This window comes from Nocardiopsis lucentensis DSM 44048 (assembly GCF_000341125.1).
GTDB lineage: Bacteria > Actinomycetota > Actinomycetes > Streptosporangiales > Streptosporangiaceae > Nocardiopsis > Nocardiopsis lucentensis.
Genome location: NZ_ANBC01000054.1, coordinates 1 through 3,751 on the forward strand (window position 1 = coordinate 1; position 3,751 = coordinate 3,751).

Here is a 3,751-nt window from a genome sequence, read left to right on the forward strand (position 1 = left end):
GGGCACGGGTGTTCGACCACCTCCGACGCGGAGGCGCACAGCGGGGTGCGGTCGGGGCGGCTGCGCGGTGACACGCTCGTGGTGCAGCACCGGTCGATGGAGTTCCCGGGCGTGCACACGCTGGTGTTTCGCAACGCCAGCTCGGAGACGCAGCGGGCGCGGACCGAGATCGAGAGTTTCGCGCAGACCCCCGACCTGCCGGAGCAGCTGCGGGTGAAGAGGTGGCGGGCGGGTGAGCGGGAGATCCCGACCGCGCTCGTGCTGCCGTCCTGGTACCGGGAGGACCTGCGACCCCTGCCGGTGCTCATGGCGCCGTACGGGGGGCCGCACGCGCAGCGGGTGCTCAACGCGCGGGGGGCGTACCTGACCGCGCAGTGGTACGCCGAGCAGGGGTTCGCGGTGCTGATCGCGGACGGTCGGGGCACCCCCGGTGTCGGGGTGGAGTGGGAACAGGCGATCCACCTCGACCTGGCCACACCGGTCCTGGAGGACCAGGTGGCGGCGTTGCGGGACGCGGCGGAGAGGTACCCGTTCCTGGACACCTCGCGGGTGGGGATCCAGGGGTGGTCGTTCGGCGGGTACCTGTCGGCGCTGGCGGTGCTGCGCAGGCCGGACGTGTTCCACGCGGCGATCGCGGGCGCACCGGTCATCGACTGGGAGCTGTACGACACGCACTACACCGAGCGGTACCTGGGCACACCGCAGGACCGGCCGGAGGCCTACGAGGGCAGCTCGCTGCTGGCGGACGCGGCGAAGCTGGAGCGGCCGCTGATGATGATCCACGGCCTGTCGGACGACAACGTGGTGTTCGCGCACACGCAGCGGATGTCGTCGGCGCTGCTCGCGGCGGGACGCAAGCACACGGTGCTGCCGCTGTCGGGGGTGACGCACATGCCGTCGGACCCGGTGGTGGCGGAGAACCTGATGCTGCTCCAGGTGGAGTTCCTCAGGGACAACCTCACCGGGGAGTAGGCGCGGTGGGCGGGGCCGGGCGCGGGTCGTGGGAGACCGGCGCCCGGCCCGGGCCCGGGTGTCAGGACCCGAAGCCCTGGGCCTGCGACCGGCTCGCCGCGATCTCGGACTCGTCCGGCAGTTCGATCTCCACGGGCTCGCCGAACTGGACGAAGACGAGGTCGTAGGTGGCGGTGCCGAAGGGGTCCCCGGCCTCCGTGGGCCCCTCCCAGCGCAGCTCGGTGCGGTACGTCAACGGGTACCCGTCGTCCCCGACCCAGAGCTCGAAGGTGACCTCCGGCTCGTCCCCCTCGTACACCGGTTCGCGCATGAAGGACCCTGTGTAGTGGTGGCCCTCACGCGAGGCCAGATCCCTGTCTCCGGCCATGCTCCCGGGAAGGAAGTCGGCGCGTGCGCGGTCGACACCCTGGTAGGTGACCTCCGCGCCGTCCTGGACGGTCTCGTCGAGCTCGTCCAGCGCCGTCTCCCACCGGTCCCGGGGACGCGCCGCGGAGTCCGCCGCCACCGCGTCCCGGTAGAAGTTCCGGTCGTAGCCGGTGCTCTGCTCCCGGCCCGACTCGATGAACCCGAGGACGTCGTCCGGCCCCTCGCCGACCTCCACCCGCCCGTCGGTCATCCCTCCGACCACCACCAGGTCCAGGTACACGGGTTCGGGGTCCTCGGTGTACTCGTAGTACACGGACTGCCCGTCGCCCACGTCACCGCTGTCCTGTGAGCTGAACGCGGCGAAGCTCGGCGCCTCCCGGGCGAGCCTGACCGCCTCCGCCAGGACGGCGTCGAAGTCCTCGGGCGAGGTCAGGACGGCGGGCCCGCCCTCGCCCCCGTCCGCCTCCGGCGACGGCGAAGCCTCCCCCGCGGCCTCGGGCGCCCCGTCGGACCGCGGCGGCACCAGCCACGCGGCGACGATCGTGACGGCCACGAGCGCGGCCGTCACGGAGGTCACCAGTGCGATCCTTCGACCGCGCCGGGGGCGGCGCACGGGCCGGGGCTCCGGGGCCGTCACCCCGCGCCACTCGGTCGCGAGCAGGTCGGGCACGATCCGCGTGGGCGGAACGTCGCGCGCCGGTTGGACGCGGGTGGCGTTCCATCCGTCGGTGAGCTCGGCGAGCGCCCGCGCGGCGGTGGGCCGCGCCTGCGGGGACTTGTCCATCGCTCGGCGGACCAGGTCGAGGAGTTCCGGCGGCACCCCCTCCAGGTCGGGCTCCTCCTCGCGGGTGCGGTGGATCAGGACCTCCGCGTTCCCCGTCCCGAACGGGTTGCGGCCGGTCGCGGCGAAGGCGACCAACCCGCCCCAGGCGAACATGTCCGACCGTGCCGTGGCCTCCTGCCCGAGGTACTGCTCCGGAGCCATCCACCCGGGCGTCCCCATGAGACCGCCCGTCCGGGTCAGGGCGGTCGCGTCGGCGGCACGGGCGATACCGAAGTCGAGCACCTTCGGCCCCTCCGGCGAGAGCATGATGTTGCCCGGTTTGAGGTCCCGGTGCACGATGTCCGCCTCGTGGACGGCCGCGAGGGCCTCCGCCAGACCGACCGCGAGAGAGAGCAGCATGCCGCCCGTCAGGGGCCCGTTGGCCCGGACGTGCTGGCGGAGGGTCAGTCCGCGCACGTACTCGGTGGCCAACCATGGGGCGCTGGCACGCACGTCGGCTCCGTAGAACGCCGCCGTACAGGTCGCCCGCACCCGCGACACCAGTTCGACCTCGCGGGCGAAGCGGGCGAGGAACTCGGGGTTGGCCGCGAACTGCGGATGGATCACCTTGACCGCGGCACACGCGCCCGCCGGGTCGACGCCCGCGTACACCGCGCCCATGCCGCCGGCGCCGATCCTGCCGACGACACGGTAGTCCCCCAGCTGTCGGGGATCGGTGGCGCCGGGCGGGTCGATGCCGGGCGGGAGGTGGTCCTGGTCGAACGGACGGGGGGAGTCAGGGGACATGGGTACCTTCACGTGAGGGAACGGGGAGTCGGGGGTCATGGTCGATCAGCGCAGTGGTCGATCCGGCCTCCTTCGACGACGGACGGCCTCAGTGGTTCGAGTTCGAAGTCGTGGGCCCCGTCCTCGACCACGTTCTCCGGGCGGAAGCAGACGCCGCCGGGGTAGTCGACGGTGATGGCTGCGTCTGCGTCCCGGACCTCGTCGGGCACGTAGTACACGGGCCCCGCCTCCGTGCCGTCGACCTCGACGAGAAGGTCGGCCGTGGGATTGCGGGCGCTCAGCACGTACACGCTGTTGGTCTCCGGCCGGGTGACGTCCAGGACGCCCTGGTCAGCGGTGATCCGCGGGGCCCGGCCGAAGTCCCACTCGGCGATCTGCAGCTCTCCGAAGTCCGGCAGGTACTCGGCCCTGACCTCGACGAGCGCGGTGTCGCCGACCAGGTCCGTGGCGGTGAACGAGAGCCGCAGCTGGTCCAGTCGCTCCCCGTCGCCGGAGGCCGGTTCGAGTCGGCGGACGAGCTCGGGAGCGGTGTCCGACGCGGACGCCACCATCACGCGGCCGCTCTCGTACAGGTCGCGGTACTCCTCGGGAACGTCGGAGGGCACATCCGCCCCCCGCGCGTCTCCGGCCTCCGCCACCGGCACCTGGTCCTGCGCGCCGCCCGGCGTGCCGCCGTCCGCCGCTCCGGGGTCCGCGTCCTCGCGGGCCAGCGTCCCGGCCACCGTGCCGACCAGCACCGCCAGCGCGGCCCCCGCGGCGCCGACCGCCAGCGGCACACGCCGCCGCACCACCCACGAACGCCTGCGCGGCGCGTGGCGCCGCCACTCCTCCACCGGCGGGGCG

Annotated in this window: 2 protein-coding genes and 1 pseudogene; 1 reads left to right on the forward strand and 2 read right to left on the reverse strand. The window is 73.4% G+C overall.

What is annotated here, in order from left to right:
• On the forward strand, positions 1–972 hold a 972-nt coding region (locus tag D471_RS0101545), incomplete at its 5' end, for an alpha/beta hydrolase family protein (RefSeq protein WP_017596996.1).
• A gap of 61 nt (positions 973–1,033) precedes the next feature.
• Here D471_RS0101545 and D471_RS0101550 read toward each other — a convergent pair.
• Positions 1,034–2,908 carry a serine/threonine-protein kinase gene (locus tag D471_RS0101550; RefSeq protein WP_026127309.1) on the reverse strand — a complete coding sequence of 625 codons (1,875 nt, stop codon included), beginning with the start codon at positions 2,906–2,908 and terminating at the stop codon, positions 1,034–1,036.
• A gap of 35 nt (positions 2,909–2,943) precedes the next feature.
• Positions 2,944–3,751, reverse strand: a pseudogene (locus D471_RS39940) (serine/threonine protein kinase); the annotation flags it as partial.

Coding starts and splice junctions, on each gene's coding strand:
- D471_RS0101550 (WP_026127309.1), bottom strand. CDS start 2,908: ATGTCCCCTGACTCCCCCCGTCCGTTCGACCAGGACCACCTCCCGCCC.